5 protein-coding genes are annotated in these 3,966 nt (G+C 76.2%); 2 read left to right on the top strand and 3 right to left on the bottom strand.

What is annotated here, in order from left to right:
* On the top strand, positions 1–1,347 hold a 1,347-nt coding region (locus tag AOK18_RS27350; RefSeq protein ID WP_099048950.1), incomplete at its 5' end, for an FHA domain-containing protein.
* A 62-nt stretch (positions 1,348–1,409) separates the two neighbouring features.
* Here AOK18_RS27350 and AOK18_RS27345 read toward each other — a convergent pair.
* Positions 1,410–2,405, bottom strand: coding sequence for a methyltransferase domain-containing protein (locus AOK18_RS27345; RefSeq protein WP_055696067.1), 996 nt, complete (start codon positions 2,403–2,405; stop codon positions 1,410–1,412).
* A gap of 138 nt (positions 2,406–2,543) precedes the next feature.
* Between AOK18_RS27345 and AOK18_RS27340 the strand changes: the two genes are divergently transcribed.
* Positions 2,544–2,948 (top strand): globin, encoded by a 405-nt coding sequence (locus AOK18_RS27340; RefSeq protein WP_055574021.1) that lies wholly within the window; start codon positions 2,544–2,546, stop codon positions 2,946–2,948.
* A 60-nt stretch (positions 2,949–3,008) separates the two neighbouring features.
* Here AOK18_RS27340 and AOK18_RS27335 read toward each other — a convergent pair whose 3' ends face one another.
* Positions 3,009–3,710: a DUF8185 domain-containing protein gene (locus AOK18_RS27335; RefSeq protein WP_055574022.1), complete on the bottom strand. Its 702-nt coding sequence runs from the start codon at positions 3,708–3,710 to the stop codon at positions 3,009–3,011.
* Positions 3,707–3,966, bottom strand: a 260-nt coding sequence (locus AOK18_RS27330; protein WP_420865649.1) for an acyl-CoA thioesterase, incomplete at its 5' end; no start/stop codon positions are given. The genes AOK18_RS27330 and AOK18_RS27335, both read right to left, overlap by 4 nt.

Genomic DNA, 3,966 nt, shown 5'->3' with positions numbered 1-3,966 from the left:
GGGCCGCCCTGGCCGCCCGGCGGTGGCTACGGATTCCCGCCCCCGGGCGGCCAGGGCGGCCCCGGCGGATACGGGGGGCCCGGTGGCCCGGGCGGGCCCGGTGGGCCCGGCAGGGCGGAGCTGTGCCCGCAGTGCCGCACGCCCCGTGAGGGGGCCGCGCCGTTCTGCGAGGAGTGCCGGTGGAACTTCCTGACGAACACGGCGACCTCGTACACCCCGGCCGCCCCGCGTCCCACCGGCCCCGGCGGCCAGGGCGGGCCCGGCCCCGGCGGACCCGGACCCGGTGGTCAGGGCGGTCACGGCGGGTACCAGCAGCAGCCCCCGCCCGGTCCGACGTACGGCGGCAACGGCGGTGACCCCTACGACTACCAGGGCTCCCGTCCGTCCCAGGTGAACCGGCCGGCCGAGCCGATCCCGCCGGGCCCGCCCGGCTTCGGCGGCGACCCCTCGCGTCCGGTACCGCCGCCGCCCGGCCCGGGCGGATACGGAGGTCCCGGCGGCCCGAACGGGCCCGGCGGACCCGGCGGACCGAACGGGCCCGGCGGACCCGGCCCGCACGGCGGACCGAACGGTCCGGGTGGTCCGGGTGGCCCCGGCGGTTACGGAGGCCCCGGTGGGCCCGGCGGCCCGAACGGTCCCGGCGGCCCGGGTGGCCCCGGCGGTCCGCAGGCGTACCGTTCCGGTCCGCCGGCCCCGCCCGGATTCCCGCAGGAGACCGGCCGGCCCCCGCAGCAGGGCGGTCCCGCCTTCAGCGACGACGACTGGGTCATCCCTCCGCCGTCCGGCGGTCCCGGTGGCGGCCAGGGCGGCCAGCACGGACAGGGCCCGAACGGTCCCGGCCAGCACGGACAGGGCCAGCACGGTGGTTACGGCTACCCGCAGCCCGGTGCGACCCAGGCGCCGTCCGGCCCCGGCGGCTTCCCGCAGCAGCCCCGCGGCCCGGTGACCTGGACCGCGACGATCGGTCCGGACCGCGACTACTTCATGGCGATGATGCACCGCTCCGGTCCCGAGGCCACGGGCCTGAACCTGCCCGCGTACTCGCCCGAGCAGCAGCGCACCCTGACCGGCAACCAGCTCACGATCGGCCGCCGGCGCCACTCCACCGGCGACACCCCCGACATCGACCTGTCGACGCCGCCGGAGGACCCGGGCGTCTCGCACCAGCACGCGGTGCTGGTGCAGCAGCCGGACGGCAGCTGGGCGGTCGTCGACCAGAACTCGACGAACGGCACGACGGTCAACGGTTCGGAGGAACCGATTCAGCCGTTCGTCCCGGTCCCGCTCCAGGACGGCGACCGCGTCCACGTGGGCGCCTGGACGACGATCACCATCCACCGCGGCTGAGCCGGGGACACCCGGTCGGAGACGCGTCCAGGACCCGGAGTCCGGGACTCGGGACTCGGGACTCAGGAGGGCAGCACCCAGCGGTGCGGCCCTCCCGGGTCGTCCAGCCAGGCCCAGCACCGGTCCTCGCCGACCGTGAGGCCGTAGCGTTCGCGCTCCGGCCGCCCCTCCCGCCGCCACACCTCGTACGCCTCCCCGGCCCCGAGGCTGCCCGCGGTCAGCGCCAGCAGGAACCGGAACCGGTCGTTGTCCCTGGCCCGGCGCGGCACGTCGGCCAGGGCCGCCCCGCCGGCCGGCACCGCCCGCGAGCGGTTCGCGCCGCGCAGGGGGACGAAGTAGGCGGATGTGTGCAGGAACCGCCCCTCGGCGTGGCCCGGGCCGTGCACGGTGAGGGCGATCAGGCCGGTGGCGAACGGGGCGAGGACGCGGGCGCCGGGCCGGCACTGGGCGAGCCAGGCGCCGGGCACGGACGGCAGGGTGCAGGTCACGATGATCCGGTCGTAAGGGGCGCGTGCGGGCACCCCGAGCGCGCCGTCGCCGGTGACGACCACCGGGTGGTACCCGGCGTCGTCCAGGTGCCGTCGGGCCGACGCGGTGATCTCCGGGTCGAGGTCGACGGTGGTGACCAGGTCGTCGTCACCGAGCCGGTGGGCGAGCAGGGCGGCGTTGTAGCCGCTGCCGGTGCCGATCTCCAGGACCCGGTCGCCGTCGCGGACGCCCAGTCCGGCGAGCATCACCGCCATGAGGGACGGCTGGCTGCTGGAGGAGAGCAGTTCGCCGTCGCGCATCCGGATGGCCAGCGGGACGTCCTCGTACACGCCCCGCAGCCAGGCCTCGTCCGCCCGGGGATCGGGGCTCCCGCCCCACCGCCGCTCGTAGCCGCCCACGGTGCCCACGTAGTAGTACGGCACGAACAGGTGGCGCGGGACGGCCTCGAAGGCCTCCCGCCACACGGGGTCGGCGTCGAACGCCCCGCTCGCGGCGATCTCGCGCACCAGCGCCGCCCGCGCCGAGCCGGCGAGGTCGTCCAGGTCCCGCTGAGCAGCGTGCCCGCCCATGCCTCCACAGTACGAGCGCCGGCACGGGGACGGGACACCGAACCGGAACCGGGGCCGGCTCCGGAGCCGGGACCGAGGGGCGGAACGGCGGGACCTAGGGCTTGAGGCCTATGCCGCCCGGTCTGAGACCATGGACGGGTGACAGAGATTCGGCGCGGCACGCTTCAGGAGCAGACGTTCTACGAGCAGGTCGGCGGGGAGGAGACCTTCCGCCGGCTCGTCCACCGTTTCTACGAGGGCGTGGCCGGGGACCCGCTGCTGCGTCCCATGTACCCGGAGGAGGACCTCGGCCCGGCCGAGGAGCGGTTCACGCTGTTCCTGATCCAGTACTGGGGCGGTCCGACCACGTACAGCCAGAACCGGGGCCACCCGCGGCTGCGGATGCGGCACGTGCCGTTCAAGGTCGACCGGGCCGCGCACGACGCCTGGCTGGGGCACATGCGCGTCGCCCTCGACGAACTCGGCCTGTCCGAGGAGCACGAGCGGACGCTGTGGAAGTACCTGACGTACGCGGCGGCCTCGATGATCAACTCCCCGGACTGAGGCCCTCCGGCCGAGAGGCCCCCCGGGCCGGGCCGCACCGGCGCCCGGCCGCACCGGAGTTCAGCGCACGCTGAGCCCCAGCGCCCCGGCCGCTCCCGCCCGGCGCAGGGCGATCGACCCGTACGGCGTCCGCAGCCGGAGCCACGGGCCCGAGGCGAGCAGCACCGGCTCCCCGGAGTCGCCGTCCGCGCCGGCGGACGCGGCCGACGGCCGCAGGAAGCCCAGCGACTGGGCCGCGTGCACGGCCCGCACCGGGAGGTCGGTCCGGGCGACCGTGCGGGACCAGATCTCCCGCCCGATCCGGTCGAGTTCGGCCCGGGTGCGCGCCTCGGGCGCCAACTCGCCCGTACGGGCCTTGAATTCGGCGACCGCTGCGGCGACGAGCGCCCGCAGGGAGTCCGGTGCGGGCAGCCCGGGTTCGGCCTGCCAGCCCGTCCGCGGAGGCAGCATCCCGGCCCACGGCGGCCCGGTCACCGCACCCGGCACGGCGGCGGTGACCGCGGTCTCGTCCACCGACTCCAGCAGCTCGCCGGCGGACACGGTCACGTCCAGGGTGACGTCGATGCCGTCCTCGTACGGCTTGGCCAGCCGCACGGCGCGCACGGCCAGCACCTCGAAGGAGGGCGGCCGGCCGAACACGGCGAGTGCGGTGCCCGACGCCTGCAGGCGCACCGCGGCCCCGCGGTCGTAGTGGAGCAGCCGGGAGAGGAAGGCCGCGAGGTCCGCCGCCTCCCTCTCGTCGGCGAGGTGGAGCACCGTCATGCCGCGACGGCCTCCTCCTGATCGGCGTCGTCGGCGGCGTCACCCTCGTTGTCGCCGTCGTCCGTGTACTCCCGGAGGAACTCCCGCTCCTCCTGGGTGAGCCGGCGCGGACGCTGCGCCTCGAAGTCGAACGGCACGATCACCGTGGAGGCCCGGACGTAGACCTGGTCGCCGTCCTTCACCTCGTAGGCGAGGGTGAAGGACGCGGCCCGGATCTGCTCGACCCACAGCTCGATGTCCACCGGCGCGCGCCGGT

Source organism: Streptomyces prasinopilosus (assembly GCF_001419695.1).
In the GTDB taxonomy this organism is placed as follows: Bacteria; Actinomycetota; Actinomycetes; order Streptomycetales; family Streptomycetaceae; genus Streptomyces; species Streptomyces prasinopilosus.
This window is presented reverse-complemented; position numbering and strand designations above follow the sequence as displayed.